The organism is Sphingomonas faeni (assembly GCF_040407565.1).
GTDB lineage: Bacteria > Pseudomonadota > Alphaproteobacteria > Sphingomonadales > Sphingomonadaceae > Sphingomonas > Sphingomonas faeni_F.
Genome location: NZ_JAPZPR010000002.1, coordinates 116,656 through 133,345, shown reverse-complemented (window position 1 = coordinate 133,345; position 16,690 = coordinate 116,656). Strand labels below are relative to the sequence as shown.

Annotated in this window: 10 protein-coding genes; 6 read left to right on the top strand and 4 right to left on the bottom strand. The window is 67.6% G+C overall.

Translation table 11 applies throughout. From position 1 onward, the window contains the following. Positions 1 to 1,050 carry a M23 family metallopeptidase gene (locus O6Y00_RS05035; protein WP_353441509.1) on the bottom strand — a complete coding sequence of 350 codons (1,050 nt, stop codon included), beginning with the start codon at positions 1,048 to 1,050 and terminating at the stop codon, positions 1 to 3. A gap of 490 nt (positions 1,051 to 1,540) precedes the next feature. Between O6Y00_RS05035 and tssK the strand changes: the two genes are divergently transcribed. The 6 genes from tssK to O6Y00_RS05005 are packed head-to-tail and all read left to right on the top strand — an operon-like array spanning position 1,541 to position 10,835. Further along, positions 1,541 to 2,845, top strand: coding sequence for a type VI secretion system baseplate subunit TssK (gene tssK, locus O6Y00_RS05030; protein ID WP_353441508.1), 1,305 nt, complete (start codon positions 1,541 to 1,543; stop codon positions 2,843 to 2,845). Continuing rightward, positions 2,842 to 4,254: a type IVB secretion system protein IcmH/DotU gene (icmH, locus tag O6Y00_RS05025; RefSeq protein ID WP_353441507.1), complete on the top strand. Its 1,413-nt coding sequence runs from the start codon at positions 2,842 to 2,844 to the stop codon at positions 4,252 to 4,254. The genes tssK and icmH overlap by 4 nt, the downstream gene beginning before the upstream one ends. Then, the gene (gene tssM / locus O6Y00_RS05020; RefSeq protein WP_353441506.1) at positions 4,254 to 7,748 is read left to right on the top strand and encodes a type VI secretion system membrane subunit TssM; all 3,495 of its coding nucleotides are present in this window, start codon (positions 4,254 to 4,256) and stop codon (positions 7,746 to 7,748) included. Before icmH ends, tssM begins: the two co-directional genes overlap by 1 nt. Continuing rightward, positions 7,745 to 8,245, top strand: coding sequence for a type VI secretion system-associated protein TagF (gene tagF / locus O6Y00_RS05015; protein WP_353441505.1), 501 nt, complete (start codon positions 7,745 to 7,747; stop codon positions 8,243 to 8,245). Before tssM ends, tagF begins: the two co-directional genes overlap by 4 nt. After that, positions 8,242 to 9,024 (top strand): PP2C family protein-serine/threonine phosphatase, encoded by a 783-nt coding sequence (locus tag O6Y00_RS05010; RefSeq protein WP_353441504.1) that lies wholly within the window; start codon positions 8,242 to 8,244, stop codon positions 9,022 to 9,024. The genes tagF and O6Y00_RS05010 overlap by 4 nt, the downstream gene beginning before the upstream one ends. Continuing rightward, the gene (locus O6Y00_RS05005; RefSeq protein WP_353441503.1) at positions 9,021 to 10,835 is read left to right on the top strand and encodes a serine/threonine-protein kinase; all 1,815 of its coding nucleotides are present in this window, start codon (positions 9,021 to 9,023) and stop codon (positions 10,833 to 10,835) included. The genes O6Y00_RS05010 and O6Y00_RS05005 overlap by 4 nt, the downstream gene beginning before the upstream one ends. 40 nt (positions 10,836 to 10,875) lie before the next feature. On the opposite strand, the gene O6Y00_RS05000 is transcribed toward O6Y00_RS05005, so the two are convergent. The 3 genes from O6Y00_RS05000 to O6Y00_RS04990 form a co-directional block, all read right to left on the bottom strand. Then, entirely contained in the window at positions 10,876 to 12,261 is a 1,386-nt protein-coding gene (locus O6Y00_RS05000) for a M20/M25/M40 family metallo-hydrolase (protein WP_353441502.1), read from the bottom strand. A 165-nt stretch (positions 12,262 to 12,426) separates the two neighbouring features. Continuing rightward, a complete protein-coding gene (locus tag O6Y00_RS04995; protein ID WP_353441501.1) occupies positions 12,427 to 14,958 on the bottom strand; it encodes a TonB-dependent receptor in 2,532 nt (843 codons plus the stop codon). 113 nt (positions 14,959 to 15,071) lie between these two features. Then, positions 15,072 to 16,637 carry a tetratricopeptide repeat-containing sulfotransferase family protein gene (locus O6Y00_RS04990; protein WP_353441500.1) on the bottom strand — a complete coding sequence of 522 codons (1,566 nt, stop codon included), beginning with the start codon at positions 16,635 to 16,637 and terminating at the stop codon, positions 15,072 to 15,074. Positions 16,638 to 16,690 lie beyond the last annotated feature (53 nt).

Sequence of the window (16,690 nt, the reverse complement as noted above, 5' to 3'; positions counted from 1 at the left end):
CTAGCGCGGGGACGCGACGCGTGCTGCGTCGACATGGTCGCGCAGGCTGCGGAACTGCTTCAACGCGACCCCGCTCAGCGTGCGGCTGCCCCCCACCTCGATCGACATCGGATCGACCGGCTGGCCATCGACGTGTACTTCATAGTGAAGATGCGGGCCCGTCGAACGGCCGGTGGTACCGACCTCGCCGATCTGTTGACCCTGCGCGACCCTGACCCCCGGCATCAGCCCCGCGGCGATGCGGTTCATGTGGAGGTACAGCGTGTCCCAGCCATTGGCATGGTGCAGGCGGACGAAATTGCCGTTCGGCCCCTTCGGCCCGGCAAACGTCACCACCGCATCGCCGGCCGCGTAGATCGGTGTGCCGGTCGGCGCAGCGAAATCGGTACCCTTGTGCATCTTGACGAAGCCCAGGATCGGATGACCTCGCATACCGAAGCCCGAACTGATCCGCGCCGCTTCCACCGGTGTACGCATGAGCGATTTGCGGCTGCTTCGCCCGCTGCTGTCGAACCACTCCGCATCGGCGCTGCCCGATGCGCGATACCGGTACAGCGCGCGCGATTTGCCGGCGGTCGCCAGCGAGGCATAGACCAGCACCGGGGCGCCGACCGGATCTCCATCCGCCGAGACGCGCTGCTCGAATCCCGCTTCGAACACGTCCCCCTGCGCAACTTCTCGCTGCATGTCGAAATCATAGCGGAACGCGTTTACGAAGGGGCCGATCAGCACGTCGCTGACCCCTGCTGCGACGGCCGAACTGTAGAAGCTTTGCCCGTCCAGTTCGCCGCGGACGAAATGGGTCTGCCGACGCAAATTGGCAGTGATCCGCGTCGCGACGAAGCTGCCGTCGGCGTTCGCCGAGAGCTTGACGCCCGATCCATCGATGCGGGTTGCGATGAGGTCGACGAGGCGGACCGTGCCGCGCCCATGATCGAGCGCAAACGCAAGCCTGATGTCGCCGGCAGCGGGGCCCAGGATGCCGCCGACTGCCCGAACGACGGCCTTGGCGTCAGACGGGGGCAGGCCTGATGCGGTCAGTGTCGGCATCAGGTCGGCTGCCGTCGGCACAATCAGGGTCCGGCTTTCCGATCGTTGATCGACGCCCGTTGCGGGCGCTGCTGCCACGGGCGACGGTGTGGGGGCGGGACGCGACGAGAAGGCCGCGATGGCGCCGACTGCAGCGATTGCCAGGCTGATCGCCGGTGCGATCCAGCGAGCTATCGGTCTCGCTGCTGCGATCGGCGCATGCGGGGTTGCAGTCGGTGGGGCGGGGGGTGCCGCCTGTGTCGATGGGATCCAGGACCGAGGGTCGAAAGACGGTTCCTGATCGGAGGGACTCGTACCGGAGGGACTGGGCATGGCTTTCCGAAGGTAGCATGACTTTTCGAAGTTATATTGTCTCGCCGTGTGCGACAAAGCTATTGCCCAGTTCACCTGTCGGAGCAATAACCGCGCCGGGGGCCGTATCACGTGGCTGTTTAAACCCTGCTGGGGAATGCGATTGGCTGGGAAAAATCGGGTTGCCTGGCACGAAGGCATGTTCCTCAGGCCACAGCATTTTCAGGCGCAGGATCGCTTCATCGATGCGCAACTCGGCGCGCGGGTCGATTCGATTCGTCCGTGGGCATGGGGGATAACGGCGCTCACCATCGACGAGGATCTGGCCGCACTCGGCAAGTTTGCGGTCAGTCGTGCGATCGGGGTGCTGCCCGATGGTACGCCGTTTTCCATTCCCGACGACCTGCCGCCGCCCGAGCCGCTGGATGTGCCGGGCGACGCGCGCGATGCGATCGTCCATCTCACCTTGCCGGCCAGCCAGACCGGGGCGGTGCAGTTCCGCGACGGCGATGCTCCCGGTCTCGATGCGCGCTTCCTGGTCGACGAAGCGGAGGTCGCGGACGCCTATTCGGACGATCGCACCAGCGAACCGATCGGGCTGGGCCGTCCCAATCTGCGCTTCGGGATCACCCGCGACCAGATCTATGGTCGGGTGACGCTTGGTCTGGCGCGCATCCGCGAGGTGCAGAACAAACGCGTCATGTTCGACGATCGGTACATCGCGCCGACGCTGGATGCCGCAGCGGCGCCCCGGTTGCGCGGTGGGTTGTCGGACATCGTCGGTCGCGCCGCGCAGCGTGCCGAGGAGCTGGCCTTGCGGGCGGTCGAGGCGACCGATGGCGGATCCGACACGTTTGCCAGCTTCCTCCTGCTGCAGGCGCTGAACCGCTGGTTGCCGGTGCTCGAGCATTTGCAATTCCTGCCGGTGGTTCACCCGGAGCGGGTGTTCGAGGCGCTGATCTCGATGGCGGGCGAGATCGCGACGCTGATCCGGCCGGAACGCAGGGCGCCGCCGTTGCCGCGCTACGACCACGAGAATCCGCAGATCTGCTTCGAACCTGTTTTCGATCTGCTGCAATCGATGCTGTCGGCGGTGTTCGAGCGGTCGGCGCTGCAACTGCCGCTCGATCAGGCCGGTCCGGGAGCCTATGTCTCGCGGATCACCGACCACGGGCTGTACGAGACCGGGTATTTCTACCTCGCAGTGTCCTCAGCATCGCCGGTCGAGGAGATCCGCGGGCTGTTCCCGTCCGTCGCCAAGATCGGCACAGTGCAGAAGATGCGGCAGATCGTCGACTCCGCGCTTCCCGGCGTCCCGTTGCGCCACACGCCGACCCCCCCGCCGCAGCTCCGCGTGCTGCCAGGCTTCGTCTATTTCGAACTCGATCGCGGCGTGCCCGACTGGCGTGAGTTCCAGCAGGCCACTGCGCTGGGCCTGCACGTCGCCGGCGACTGGCCGCAGTTGAAGCTGGAATTGTGGTGCGTCAAACGGGGTGGACGATGAGCGAGGACGGCGACAAGACCGTTTTTCGACCCTCGCCGCTCCAGGGATTGAAGCGCGGCGAGACCGCCGTACCGCCGGGTTCCAGCGGTGCCGGGGACGCGACCCTCTGGTCCGCCCCCCCCAGCAGCGCCGCCTACGCCGCGCCCCCGTCCTTGTCGCGAACCGGCAGCGCGCCGGTCGCGCCCGCGCCGAGACCGTCTCGGCTCGGCGAGGACGACGTCCCGCTTCCCGCGACGCCGCAGGCGATCCGCAACGTCATGCTGGCGGAAGCCGAGCCGGTGCTGGCGTTGCTGGCTGCCGTGCGCGCCGGTCGGGTCCGACCGGCGATGCCCGAGCTGCACCGCCAATGCGCGGCGGCGATCGCGCGGTTCGAGCGCGCGATCCAGCCGCATTACACCGAGGAAAAACGCCAGCGCGCCAAATATGCCGTCTGCGCCACCGCCGACGACATCGCGCAGAACCTGCCGGGCGTTGGCGGCGACGGCGCGGAATGGGCGCGGCGGTCGATGGTCGTCACGTTCTTCCAGGAAAACATCGGCGGCGACCGCTTCTGGCAGCTGGTCGACGACATGCTGCGCGTGCCGCAGGACAATCTCGATCTGATCGAACTGTTCCATGCCTGCCTCGCGGCCGGGTTCGAGGGGCGCTTCCGGGTGATGCCCGACGGCCGACGCCGGCTGCACGAGATCATGACGCGGTTGCAGGGAGCGCTGCCGCATGTCCGATCGCTGTCGCAGGTCGAGCTGGTACCCAGTTGGCGCGGCGAGACCGCACCGGTCGGCCGGATCGGGTGGAGTGTGCTGGCACTCGCGGCCGCGGCGGCGCTCGCGCTGCTGCTACTCGTCTACATCGTGCTGCGGCTCATGCTGGCCTCAAGCGGTGAAACGCCGTCGTCTAGGCTGGCCGCACTGACGCCCGACACCCGGCTGACCTTGTCGCGCCCGGCCAACGCGATGCCGGCGACGTCGAGCGCGCAGGCGAGCAAGCTCCGGCGGTTCCTTGAACCCGAGATCCGCGAGCATCTCGTCACGGTCGAAGAGGACGCACAGACCGTCCGCGTCCGCACGACCGTCGGCCAGCTCTTCGAATCCGGCTCCGACGCGCTCGAACCGGGCCGCGAGACGCTGTTCCACCGGATCGGCCGGGCGATCGAAGGCGAGCAGGGTACTGTCGTGATCGAGGGACATGCCGACAACGCACCGGTCGCGACCGTGCGCTTCCCCGACAACATGGCCCTCAGCGAGGCCCGCGCGGAAACCGTCGGCGCGCTGGTCCGCCAAGACCTGTCCGATCCGGCACGGGTATCGACGAAGGGACTTGGAGACACCGTGCCGATCGCCTCGAATGCCGATGCCGCAGGAAAATCGAAGAACCGACGCGTCGAAATCGTCGTGCCGCGGCGGTACTGATGCGGCGGTTCTTCCGAAACTGGTATGCGGTGACGATCACTGCGGCGGTGTTGCTCGCCTTGCTGCTCGCGTTCGGCCTGCCGTTGTTCGTCGCGTTCTTCCGCCCGGTGACGGTGCGGATCGGGGCGGTGGTCGCGGTGGCGCTGGCCTGGGGGCTGTGGTGGTTCCTGCGGCGCCGGGCCGCACGTCGCGCCGCCGACGCCATCGCCGCCGAACTCGCCGGACCCAACGCGGCCGACGAGGAAGGCAAGGCGCTCGGCCGGCGGATGAGCGATGCGCTCGCCAAGCTGCGCGGTGCCGCCGGTGGCCGACGAGACTATCTGTACAGTCGGCCCTGGTATGTGATCATCGGTCCGCCGGGTGCCGGCAAGACGACCGCGCTGCTGAATTCGGGGCTGCGCTTTCCGCTGGTCGAACAGGCGGTCGGCGGCATCGGCGGCACGCGCAATCTCGATTTCTGGTTCGCCGACGAAGCCGTGCTGGTCGATACGGCAGGGCGCTATACCACGCAGGACAGCGATACCGTGGTCGACGCGGCCGGCTGGGGCGCGTTTCTCAGGCTGTTGAAGCGTCACCGCCCGCGGCAGCCGATCAACGGCGTGTTCGTCGCGATCGGCGTCGACACCCTGGTGGCGAGCGACTGTGCCGAGATCGACGCGCATGCCCGTGCGGTACGGCGGCGGCTGGTCGAGCTGCGACGCTCGCTGGAAACCGCGGTGCCGGTCTATCTGCTGGTCACCAAGGCGGATCTGCTTGCCGGCTTCACCGAATATTTCGACGATCTCGATGTCGAGGGGCGGCGTGCGGTGCTCGGCGCAACCTTGCCCTATGCGGAGGGCCGCCCTTCCGCCGAGATGCTGGCGCATGCCTTTGACGAGGCGACGCAGTCGGTCGCCGATCGGCAGGCACGACGGTTGTTCGAAGAGGTCGATCAGCGCCGTCGCGGGATGATGATCGGCTTCCCCGCGCAGTTGCGATCGCTGCGCGCGCGGATGATGCGCTTTGCCGACGGCGCGTTCGTCGCGGGCGACGAAGCGGCCGGCGTGCTGCGCGGCTTCTACCTGACCAGTGGCGTCCAGGAAGGCGCACCGCTCGATCGCATCCTGGCATCGATGGCCGAGGTGTACGAGCAGCCGGTCGACCCCGCGATCGGTGCGCGCGGCCGTGCGTATTTCCTCAACCGACTGCTGACCGAGGTGATGTTTCCGGAGGCCGGTCTCGTCACCACGGACACCAGGGCGAAAACCCGCAGGCGCGGCCAGCTCGCCGCGGCATTGGCCGGCATCGCGATCGCGACCGCGCTGGTACTCGCGGCCTGGGGCGTCAGCTTCGTGCGCAATCGCGCATTCCAGTCCGCGCTCGCCGGCCAGACCGCGCACGCCGAACAACAGTTCCGCGATGCCGGTGTCGACCTGACCCAGGTGCGCGAGGACGATGCCGATCTGCGCGCGGCGATCCCCGCGCTCGATACCCTGCGCAACCTGCCGCGCGGCTATGCCGAGCGGCGTCGCGGCGGTCCGGCGCTGACGATGACGTTCGGCCTGTACCAGCGCAGCCTCAGCCAGCAGGCCGAGGAAACGTATCGCGATGCGCTGCGTCGGGTGATGCTGCCGCGCGTGCTGCTTCGGCTCGAGGCTGTGATGAAGGCGAACGGGCGCGATCCGATGCGGCTGTACGAGCCGCTGAAGGTCTATCTTATGCTCGGTCAGCAGGGGCCGATGGATGCCAAGGCGGTGCGCGCGTGGGTGACTGCGGATTGGGCTAGCGATCTGTATCCAGGCGCGGACAGCCAAGCCGAGCGGACCGCCCTTGCGCGCCATCTCGACGCGCTGATCGAAGACAAGGACATGGCATCGGTCTGGCCGAACCGTCGTCCTCCGCTCGATGGCCAGCTTGTCGCGAGCGCGCGTGCGGCCGTGCAGACTCTCAGTCTCGCCGATCGCGCCTATGCCGTGATGCGGCAAAAGGCGGCCTCCGCGGGCCCGGCATGGGAGGTCGCTAACGTCCTTTCGCAGGGCGATGCGCTGGCGTTCGCGGCCCCCGATGCATTGATCGGGACGCGCATCCCGTATTTCTTTACGCGATCGGGGTACGAGAAGACCTACCTGCCGGGCCTCGCGACGGTTCAGCAGGATCTCAAGCGCGATTTGTGGGTGCTGGGCGGTGCCGAGGAAGCCGGCGTCGGCGAGGAGCTCAGCAACGTGCGTCCCGGCGTCGCGGGGCTTTATGCCAAGGATTACATCGCCGCGTGGGAGGGTGTCGTCGCCGCAATGAAGCCCGCCGCCTATTTCAGCGATCCCGCGGCGTTCGGCGCGCTGACCAAGAGTCCGTCGCCCTTGAAGCGCGTGCTGCTCGAACTGCGCAAGAACACGATCTTCACCGGCGGTGCGCAGGCCGGTCTGGCGCGCGCGGGCCGCTATGGCATGAACCGCTCGCGGCTCGGCCGGGTCGCGAACGAAATCGGTCGCGATCGCTCGCGCGGGATCGACGCCGGGGACGAGATCAGCAGCTATTTTCAGCCGCTGCACGACTATGTCGGCGATGGCCGCGGATCGGCGCCGATCGATGACTTCGTCGCTGGGATCAAGGCGGCGGGGCAGGCTGTGATCGCGGCACGCTCGGTCGGCGGCGGCGGGGGGGCGGATACCACGCAGGCACAGATGGCGGCGGCGCTCGCGTCGGTGCGCGCGGCGGCGGCGGGCGCCCCGCCGCAATTGCAGGGCTTCGTCAACGCCGCGGCGGGCGGCGGCACGCGCGCCCAGATCGGTGCGGCGAGCGGCGCGGTCGGCGATGCCTATGCCCAGACGGTGCTGCCCGCCTGCCGGGAGGTTGCCCAGGAGCACTACCCTTTTTTCGCCACGGCAGTCGATGCCCCGATGGTTGAGGCCCTCCGCGTATTCGCAATGGGCGGGGTCCTGGACGGGTTCGTCCAGCAACGGCTGATGCCGATGATCGACACCTCCGGCGCGGTCTGGCGGTGGAAGGACAACGACCCGGTTGCCGCGGCGCTCAATCCGTCGACGCCCGAGATGCTGGCACGCGCCGTCCAGATCCGCGAACTGCTGGCGGCGGGGCTGCCGATCAAGGTGTCGGTGGCAAGTTTCGGCAGCGACGTGGGGATCGTCGAGGTTGCCAGCGGCGGGACGCGCTATCGCTTCACGCCGCAGAACAACCAGCCCAAGCCGCTGATCTGGTCCGCCACCGGCAGCCTGCCTGAGGCATCGGTCGTTCTGTATCGCACCGCGCCGACCAAGGCAGTGGCGGACGCCGATGCGCCGCCCGGAGTCGAACTGGCACGGGCCGAAGCGGAGGGGCCGTGGGCGCTGTTCCGGTTGATGGACCGCGCCGACAAGCAGAACGCCGGGCCCAAGGCGATCCGTGCGGGCTTCGGCGACGGCGCGCAACGCACGACGTTGAGCGTGCAGCTGCCCGGCACGACCAATCCGTTCAGCCGCGCCGGCCTGTGGTCGTTCCGGTGCCCGGCCAGCCTGTGACCGACGAACCCGTCACCGACAACCCTGTGCCCGCGCGGCTGTTCGGCAAGCTGCCCGCGCACGGCGATTTCGTCGCGCGCGGTGTCACGCCGTCGGAGCAGGCGTCGCTCGATACCTGGCTGACGACGTCGCTGGCTGCGGCGCAGGCTCGCTTCGGCGTTGGAGGCGGCGGCGACTTCGTCGATCGCTTCGACGCGGCCTTGCCGTGGCAGGGGTCGGGGCCAGGTACGATCGGCGTGATCGCCGCATCGCAGGATGCCAGCGGGCGGCGCTATCCGCTCGTCCTGCTGTGTGCTGCGGCGGATGATATCGATGGCCTGATCTACGCGGCGATCGTGGACCGCTGGGACGCCGACCGGCTCGCCGCGGCGGCCGGGAACGGCGCGGACCCCGCCGCGTCGATCGAGCGTTGGGTATCGCACGACGGTGCTGCATCGCTCGACGGAGCAACGCCGATCGACATCGTCACCGCCATGCTGGAGCGCGTCGGCGTATGAGCATCACCCTTCGCACCGTCAGCGTCGCCACGACGCACCCCGGGCTGGTCCGTCGCGTCAACGAGGACCGTTACGCCGAACGAACGGCCGATGGGCTGTGGGTGGTGGCCGACGGCATGGGCGGACATGCGTTCGGGGACTGGGCGGCGCACGCCGTGGTTCAGGCGATCGAGAGCGTCGCGGTGCCGTCGTCGTTCGATGCCGCCGTGCAGGCGGTCGCCGACGGCGTCCACAGTGCCAACCGCCGAATATGGGCAGAGTCGCAGCGACGTGGGCAGCAGATGGGCTCGACCGTCGTGGTGCTGCTGGTCTGCGGCGATCGCTTCGCGGTGCTGTGGGTCGGTGACAGTCGCGGCTATCTGTTGCGCGATCGCATGCTGGTCCCGCTGACCCGCGATCATAGCCAAGTGCAGGAGATGGTCGACCGCGGCCTGATCGCACCCGAAGACGCGGCGGATCATCCGCGGGGGCATGTGCTGGCGCGGGCGGTCGGGGTCGGCGCACGGATCGCGGTCGACGTCGTCACCGACACCGCCGAACCCGGCGACCGGTTCCTGTTGTGCAGCGATGGCCTGTCCGGGCAGGTGACCGATCCCGAACTAACCGTGATGCTGGCGCTGCCGCTGCCATCCGACGCGATCGAGGCGTTGGTCGCACGCGCGCTGGAGCGCGGCGCGCCGGACAATGTCACTGCGGTGCTGGTCGGCGTGCAGGAGACGACGCGGCTCGACCTCGTCCCAGTTCCAGCCCCAGGCCCCGCCGGCGACGGTCGACCATGACGGCGGGCGACGACGACCGCACGGTGTTCGATCCCGACCGTACCGTCTTCGATCCTGCGGGAGCGAGCGCGGGAGAGGGCGCACGGGTCGCGTCGCCGCCGCCGGGTGGGACCGCGATCAAGGTGGGCGACGTCCTCAACCACATGTTCGCGGTGACCGGGTTCCTCGCGCGCGGCGGAATGGGGGAGGTGTTCGTCGGCGCCAACGTCATCACCGACGAGCGTGTCGCGATCAAGGTGATGTTGCCTGCGCTCGCCGCCGACCCCAACGTCATCACGTTGTTCCGCCGCGAGGCGCAGACGCTGACGCGCCTGCACCACGAGGCGGTGGTGCAATACCGGGTGCTGGCGCAGGAGCCCGAGCTGGGCGTCCTCTACATCGTCACCGAATATATCGACGGCACCAGCCTGTCGGACGTGCTGGCGGCGTTGCAGCCGTCGCCGGAAGATCTCGGCGGATTGTTGCGCCGGCTCGCGTCGGGCCTCGCAGCCGCGCATGCGCTCGGCGCGATCCACCGCGACGTTTCGCCCGACAACGTGCTGCTGCCCAATGGCCTTCTCGCGCGCGCCAAGCTGATCGACTTCGGCATCGCCAAGGACCTCGATCCCGGCACGGCGACGGTCATCGGCGACGGTTTCGCCGGCAAGCTCGGCTATGTCTCGCCCGAACAGCTGGGCGATTTCGGGCGGGTGCTGGGGCCTTGGACCGATGTCTACAGCCTGGGACTGGTGATCCTCGCGGTCGCCCGCGGCAGCGACCTGGGGCTTGGCGGTTCGCTCGTCGATGCGGTCGACAAGCGCCGGGCGGGAGTCGACCTCGCCGCAGTGCCGGCACCACTGCGCGCGGTCGTCGCGCGGATGGTGCGGCCCGATCCGGTCGATCGCTTCCAGTCGATGGCCGCGGTGCTCGCCGCGCTCGATGCCGCCGAAGTGCCTGATCCGTCCGCAGCCCGGCGCCTGCCGCGCTGGTGGCCGCTGGCTGCCGCCGCGGCGATGATCCTGCTCGTCCTGGGTGGTTGGTTTGCCCTCCGCCCCACGCCAACGGTGCAGCGAACTACGCCCGTCGCGACCGCTTCTGACCCTGTGGCGCGGGCGCGCGACGCGATAAACGCGGCGCTGCCGTCGGTCAGCTGCACATGGTTGCGGATCGTGTCGGTAAGCCCGGGTTCGGGCGGTGTGCGCGTCGCGCTGACCGGGGTCGCCGGCGATCCGGCGCAGGCGCAGACCGAGATCTTCCGGACGCTCCAGACCCAAGGTCTGAGCGCGAGCGTGATCGACTTCGCCGAGGTGTCGCCGATCACCCAGTCGGGCTGCGCCGCGCTCGATGCCTTTCGTCAGATCCGCACGACCGGCCGCAATCGCCTGTCGGTTCCGCAACGGCGATTCGAGATGCGCACCCAGGACGCCAAGTCGGCTTATGCGGGCAAGCTTGCCGCCAACGCGATCGTCGGCATCGCGATCGGCGACCCGTCGCTCGATTTCGCACTGGTCGGGCTCGAACCCTCGGGTGCGATCGATATGCTGATCCCGAGCCGCGCCGCGTTTCGCGCGCAGGTCCAGGCTTCGCGCGAGGGGCTGCCGATCACCGACCTGGGGGGCGATCGCTACCGTCTGCAGATCGATCTGGACCATCAGGGTTGGTCGGGACTGTTGCTCGTGACCGGCAAGGGGCCGTTCGACGCGACCCTGATCGCACCCCCGCTGGGTCGCCGCGATGCGGCCTGGCGCACGACGTTGGTCGAGCGCGCGGCCGAACGGGGATGGCAGGCGGACATGATCTGGTTCCGCTCGGTCGACGACGCACGGGACTGAGCCGCTCCAGCAAAACGGCGACGGCCCCCCTGCGGCGCCGTTATTTGGTCAGGTCGGTCAGCAGTGAGCGGTAATAGGTGATCGCCAGCGGAATGTTGTCGATCGGCGTGCGCTCGTTGAGGCCGTGGCTGAAGTCGTCCGACTGCTTGAGGAAGGTCGGGCTGACGCCGTAGCTCGGCACGCCGACCGAGCGGTACCACATCGAATCGCTCGCGCCCGCCGACATGCTCGGGAAGATCGGCACGCCGGGGCGGATCTTGGCCATCGCCGTCTTGACCGCATTCATCAGGTCGGCGCGCAACGGCGAGGCGTCGGTCGGATTCGATCCTTCGGTGACGTCGCTGAATTTCACGCCGGGATCAGCGGCGATCTTGGCGAGTTCGGCCATCACGGTCGCGGGTTTCACGCCGGGGAAGATACGGCAGTTGATGTTCGCGGTCGCGCGCTGCGGCAAGGCGTTGAGCGCATGCCCGCCGTTGATCATCGTAGAGACGCAGGTGGTACCGATCTGGCCGACATAGCCGGGGTTGGCTGCGAGCGTCTCGATCGCCTTCTCGTCCTTGGGATTGGCGGCGAAGGCGCGCATCGCTGCGCCGATCTCGGGCGTCTGGCGCGGCGCGACGCCCTCGAAATAGCCTTTGGTGATCGGCGACAGCTGCGGCGTGAACCGGTAGTCGCCGATCCTGACCAGTGCGGCGGCAAGCTGGTTGATTGCGTTCACCTTGCGCGGCGCTGACGAGTGGCCGCCGGCGCTGGTCGTTTCGAGCTGGAAATCGGCATAGGTCTTTTCGGCCGCGCCGACCGTGAAATATTCGGCCTTGCCGTTTTCGCCGTACAGCCCGCCGCCGCCGTCGATGTTGAGCGCCATCTCGGCGGTCTTGAGCCGGTCGGCGATCAGCGACGACGTCTTCATGACGGTTTCCTCGTCGCCCGACAGCGCGAGGACGATGCCGCGCTTGGGTTTGTACCCCGCCTTCTTCATGTCGAGCAGCGTCGCGATCGCGAGCGCGGCGTCGAGCTTCATATCGGTCGCGCCGCGGCCGTAGAGATAGCCGTTCTCGACCACTGCGGTGAACGGATCGCGCTGCCAGTCGGCGGGCTTGGCCTCGACCACGTCGATATGCCCGGAGAGGACGATCGGCTTCAGTGCCGCATCGGTCCCCCTCCAGGTCGCGATCAGATAGGCGGTGTCGTCGACCGGCGTGATGGTCACGTCGCTTGCCGCAAAGCCGCCGCCGACCAGCACGGACTGCAGATAGGCGGCGAGCTGCGGCGTCTGGTTGCCGGGGCCGCGCACGCTGCGAAACGCGATCATCTTCTTCGCGATCTCCAAGCCGTTCGTGGCCGCGGTCGGGGTCTGCGCAGAGGCGGGCAGGGCGGTCATTGCGGCGGTGCAGGCCAGGAGAAGCTTGAGCTTGGACGTCATCATCATCTTTCCTCGGAGAATTTTATCCGCCCCCGCCAGGGGGAGGTGGCTGGCACTTGCCAGTCGGAGGGGGAGGACACGGAGCACAGGGTATCGCATGCCGGCCCCTCCGTCGCCTTCGGCGCCACCTCCCCCTGGCGGGGGAGGATGGCGACGAGCCCATCGCTAGAATTTCGCCCCCGCGCGAAGGCCGATGGTCCGCGGTGTGCTGCTGACGATGTAGGTATGCTGCGAGCAGCTGCCGCATTGCTGGTAGCGCGAAAGCTGCGCGCGTTCGTCCCACAGGTTCTGGACGAACACCTCGAACGTGAAGTTCGACAGCTCGGCGCCGACCGAAGCATTGGCCGTCGTGTAGGCCTTGAGCCGGCCGAGACTTGCCGCCTGAATGTCCCGGATGTCCGCCGATGCCGAACTCTGGTGTGCGAGCAGGCCCTGGATATACGCCTTCGCGGTGCCGACCGGCATGCTATAGCGCGCGGTACCGCTCGCCTTGAAGCGCGGGGTGATCGGCAGGCGCGTGCCCTTCGCGGCGAGAACGTCGAGCGGATCGCCGCTGCAGACCTGCGTCGTACACAGATCGTTGCGCGTCTTGGCATCGGTGTAGGACGCCGCTGCGGTCAGCGAGAGACCGCCGGTCGAGATGTTGGCATCCGCCTCCGCGCCGCGGATCCGCGCATTCGGCCCGTTCTGGATGATGGTGAAGCTGTTCGGCCCCAGGAACGAGAACTGGAACTTGTCCCATTGCTGCTGATAGATCGCGGCATTGAACCGCAGCCTGCCGAACAGCGTGGTCTTCAGGCCCAGTTCGTAATTGGTCAGAAAGTCCGCGTCATACGGCGCGACGTCGCCACGTCGGTTGATCCCGCCCGGCCGATAGCCGCGCGAGAAGGTGGCATAGCCCATGACCGCGTCGGTCGGCTTGAAGGTCAGGTTGAAACGGTAGGTCGCGCCTTGGCCCTGCGTCTTCTTCGGGATCAGTCCGGTGGTCGTGTAGGTCGCAAGGTTGGTGCACGGCGAGCCCGATACCGCGGCCGGCAGCAACGTCGAGGTGTCGCCGCCTCCCAGATAGGCTTCGCGCAACGTCTGGCCGTTTGCGAGGTAGCAGCCGGCCACACCGGTCAGGCTGCTGCCCGCGGCGTTGAACGGCGTCGCGGTATAGGGACGTCCATCGTCGGGATCGGCCGCGGGATTTCGGCCGAAGCCATAGAAGCCGATCAGTGAGTTGTCATAGATATACGCGCGGCCGCCGGCGGTCGCGGTGAGGTTCGGCAGGATGTCGTAGCTCGCCTCGCCGAACATCGCATAGTCGGTATCGACGCGCTTCTGCTTGGTAAGCCACAGCGTGCCCGGCGAACCGTTGACCGATACCGCGGTGCCGAGATTGGCGACCTGATAATCCTGGAAGATGGCGTTGGTCTGGCGCTGGTAGAAGGCGCCGGCGACGATTCGGAAGCGATCCGTCGACGGGGACGCGACGCGGAGTTCCTGGCTGGTCTTCTTGAAATGATCGGTGCCGATGATCTTCTGGCGCGGATCGATGGTCCGTCCGGCATTGTCGCGATAGGCGAAATACTCGCCCGCGAGACCGCCTGCATACGCATACATCGAGTCATAGGCCTCGGCGTAGTCGGTATAGTCGCTCGACGTGTAGGTCTTCCGGTCGAGATACGCGCCCGCATAGGTGACGTCCCAGTTGCCGACCTTGCCCTCGATCGTCAGCGCGCCTTGGATGAACCGGTCGCGGCGGAATTCGGGGAAGAAATGCTGGACCTGGAGGTCGCCGACCTTGGCGTCGTAGCCATAGGTGCCGTGGTTGCGCTGTTCCTGGTACAGGACGGTCGGCGTGACGGTCCAGTTGCTGTCGAGATCGACCTTCAGTGCCGCGCGACCGCCATAGGTCTCGGTGTCGTTGTAGTTCTTCTTCACGAACGCCGCATTGTCGACGACCACGCCGCCGTTCGCCGACGTGCACGAGGTCGCGGTTGGCTCGGGCAGATAGCTGCGGCAGCCGGCGACGTTGTCGATGAAGCCCGCGTCGCGCTGATAGAAGCCGACCACGCGCAGCGCCGCGAACCCCGATAGCGGCATGTTCAGCATGCCCTCGACCTTGCTGCCGATCCCGCCCGACTTGACGCTGTTCACCTCGCCGTCGATGCGGCCGTAGAAGCCGCTCAGATCGGGCTTGTTGGTGATGATCCGGATCGTGCCCGCTTCGGACGAGGCGCCGTACAGCGTGCCTTGTGGCCCGGCGAGGCTCTCGATCCGGGCGATGTCGTAGATGTGGACGTCGAGCGTTCCGCCGATCGTCGTCACCGGCTGCTCGTCGAGATACGTGCCGACCGAGGGCAGCGGGCCCGAATGGTTGCCGTCGCCACCCGACGCCACGCCGCGCATGTAGACGACGGTCGAGCCCGGCTGCGTCGTCTGGAACGACACCGACGGCAGCAGCTGCGTGTACTGGTTGAAGTTCGAGATGTTGAGATCGTCGAGCCGCTTGGTGCCGATCGCCTGGATGCTGATCGGCACGCTCTGGATGCTCTGGTCCCGCTTCTGCGCGGTGACGACGATGTCGCCTTCATACTCGCCGGTGGTCTGCGTGGCGGGGGCGGCGGGATCGGTCTGGGCGTAGGCGGGACAGACTATCGCCGAAGAGGCCAGAAGCGAGCCGATCAACAACCGACGATCGAATATGTGCATGCGCGTGCCCCCAAGCGATTATGCACGGAGACTGTGGTGCAGTGCAGCGAACGTCAAACGAAGCTCGCTTAATTTGCATCTTTATTACGCAGGCGTGACGTTTTTACCACGGATCATGCGCGTACCAGTTCCCCGAGTGCGTTTTTCAAAGGATCGAGCCAGGTTTCGTACGGCCGCCACGCATCGACGCCGTCGCGGTTGATCGGGCGGCGCACCTGTTCCGAACTCGCGGTGCGCACCGCGCGGTCGGTCTGGTGGAAGGCGAGGCAAGCGGGCTCGTACTGAAGCCCGCAAGCGGCGAGCAGCGCGCGGACCTCGACCTCGGTATTGTCGATCAGTGCCTCGTGATCGACCCGGTGGACGCGGCCCGGCGCGACCAGGTCGACGTGCTGCATCAGGCGGACGTAATCGCGGTAATAGCGGCCAAGATCGTCGAGCGAATAGCTGAACGTCTGCCCCCGCGCATAATGCTGTTTGAAGTTCGAGAAGCAGCAATCGAGCGGATCGCGCCGCGCATCGATGATCCGCGCGTTGGGCAGTGCGAGCAGGATCAGCGGCACATGCGCCCAGTTGTTCGGGAGCTTGTCGATGAAGAACGGGCGTTCGGTACGCCGTTGGATCGCGGCACGGCGCAGATACTCCTCGCCGGTCTCACGCAATGCGTCCGTCGACAGCGCGTCGATCCCGCCCGGATAGTCGGCGATGCCCCGCGCGATCGCGGGCATGTCGGGGAGTTCGGTGGTGCCCTCGACCAAGCTGTGGCTGGCGAGGATCTGTTCGATCAGCGTCGAGCCGGCGCGCGGCATGCCGAGCACGAAGATCGGGTCGGCCGCAGCGCATCCCTGGCCCTGACGCGCTGCGATCAGGGCCGGGGTGAAGGTCGCGATGCTACGATCGACGAACGCGCTGGTCTCGTCGGCATCATAGCTGATGCGCGTGCGGCGCAGCGCGTTGCCGGCGTCGTAATGCGCGAACGACCGGACGGCGTCGCGGCGATCCTCGAACGCCTTGCCGAGCGCGAAGTCGAGGTGGAAGCGGTCTTCGTCGTCGAGGTTCTCGTGTGCGAGCGCAGCTTCCATCGCGGCGATGTCATCGTCGTCGAACCGCACCGTCTTGAGGTTGGCGAGGCTCCACCACGCATCGCCGAGCGTCGGCTGGAGCGCGAGCGTGCGGCGATACGCGGCGATGCCGTCGTCGCGCCGGCCGACCGTCTTGAGCATATGGCCGTAGCTCAGCCAAACACGCGGCTGGTCCGGCGCATCGTGCAGCACTTTCTCGTACAGCATGATCGCATCCTCGAACCCGCCGAGCCGGCCGAGCGCGGCAGCCTTCAGATTGGCGTGGCCGGGATTGTCGGGCTCGTCCGCGATCACCGCGTCGAGCAGCGTCAACGCCTCGGGCGCGCGGTTCTGGCGATAGAGCACCAGTGCGAGATTGGCGCGGGCGGCGGTGAAACCGGGCGCCAGTTCGACGGCACGACGGAGCAGCGTCTCGGCATCCTTGTACCGCCCGATCCGCCCGGCGAGTTCCGCCAGCATGCGGATCGCGCGCGCGTCGAATGGGTCCTTCTTCAGATACGCCTTGAGCAATGGCTCGGCGACGTGGAGCTGGTTGTCGTGCAGTGCGAGCGCGGCCTGCATGAGGTCGCTCGGCCAGCGCGGGGTCGGGGTGGAAGCCATCGTGCCGTTAGTCCGAGGAGACGGGGCTGGCGTCAAGTGGACTGGCCCCGCTC